The sequence below is a fragment of the Alcanivorax quisquiliarum genome, from assembly GCF_023051175.1.
GTDB lineage: Bacteria > Pseudomonadota > Gammaproteobacteria > Pseudomonadales > Alcanivoracaceae > Isoalcanivorax > Isoalcanivorax quisquiliarum.
Window position 1 is genome coordinate 1 of record NZ_JALKII010000027.1, and the last position, 1,698, is coordinate 1,698.

The window sequence follows — 1,698 nt, forward strand, 5'->3', positions numbered from 1 at the left end:
GTTCTCATTGCTAACAGTTCTTTTGACAGCTACTGTCATCTCCGCCTCTGTCGTGCAGCAGAGACCGGAGAGGAAGATAGCTGATGCGAATTTCCTGAAACAGCAGAAGCAAGTCTTAGATATGTTCGTTGGCATTGGTCACAACGACCATTGGAAAGAGGAGGTCCCAGATTTCGATATCAAAGCCAACTTGGGATCCTTCACAGATGAGAAGTATCCTAAAGAGTTCCTCAAGGCATACGAAAAAGGTTTCATGCCGAAGAATGCTATCTTCAGCATGTTCTGTCACCACACAAGAGCTGATTTGATTCGCATTTTTGATCTGTTTTTCTTTGCTAAGGATTTCGAAACCTTCATCAAGGTTGCTAGCTGGGCGAAGTACCACATAAATTCTGGCATGTTCAGTTACGCTTACATATTGGCCCTAACCCACAGGGCAGACACACAGGACTTCGTCATTCCACCGCTATATGAAGTGTTCCCCAACTTTTTCGTGCCCACAGATACTCTTCACCAAGTCTATGATGCCAAAATGGAAGGCTTCAAAGATGGAAGATATACGTATAATAACACTGGATACGAGTATACTTTCCACACCGCTATGTATGGCGGCTTCTTCAGCAACGAGAACAGAGGATATGGTGACTTCAGGGTTTCCTACTTCAGGGAAGATGTCGGTCTCAACAACTACGTCACTGAGGCCTCCTTCAGGAACCCCCAATGGATGTCCCCCGAAAAGTACAACACTCCCTGGCTTAAGAGAAGAGGAGAGAACTTCTATCAAATGCAACAGCAACTGTTCGCCAGGTACAGCCTGGAGAGAGCTGCCCACGGCCTGCCCAATGTAGCACCTCTAGTCTGGGATATGCCAATCATGGTTGGTTACAATCCTCGCGTTAGCTACGTGAATGGACAGCCGATGTACAACAGACCAGACAAACTAATTCCAGAGGAATTCAACCGTCCTGCAGTCATGAGGACAAAGACCTTCGAAAGAAGAATCTTGGATACTATTGATGCTGGTTCAGTTTGGGAAACATCGAACAAAACTCTCATCCAAATGAACAATGAAGAAGGAATGGAACTTCTGGGAAAACTCGTCTTCGGTTCTATTGACAGGCCAAGCAAGAAGTTCTACCAATCTCCTTTCTTTTCTGCTCTGGAAGCTCTTGCCTTCGTCACATCTACTGCTAGTGACCGTACATATGTTGGAAACGCCCTATCCGAATCTCTAACAGCAACCAGAGATCCAGTATACTTCAACTACCTAGCAAGGATCATCAACATGTTCTTCCAGCACTATAAGAGACTACAGCCTCATTATACTCACGACCAAGTTAGTTTCAGTGGTGTGTCAGTTCGGAACGTGGAAGTTGACAAATTGATGACCTACTTCGATATGTTCGACTATGAAATAACCAACGGTTTGGGAATGCAGAAGTCCGCGGACTACATCGACCATAGGTACTATGCTAGGCAGTACCGCATCAACCACAAGCCTTACCATTACAATGTGACTGTTAACAGCGATCATGCCGTTGACGGAATTGTGAGGGTGTTCATTGGGCACAAGTTCGATGCTGAAGGTCGTCTGCTCACAATCAACCAAGCCAGGTTGAGCTTCTTCGAGATTGACAGGTTCATCGTAAAATTGAGTGCTGGATCGAATTTGATTGAAAGGAGCTCTAAGGAATCTCC

Annotated in this window: 1 protein-coding gene; it reads left to right on the forward strand. The window is 45.5% G+C overall.

Features of this window, described 5'->3' with window-relative positions; genetic code table 11:
- Nucleotides 1-22: 22 nt before the first annotated feature.
- A partial coding sequence (locus MU846_RS14460; protein ID WP_246953976.1) for a hypothetical protein occupies nt 23-1,698 on the forward strand: 1,676 nt, incomplete at its 3' end.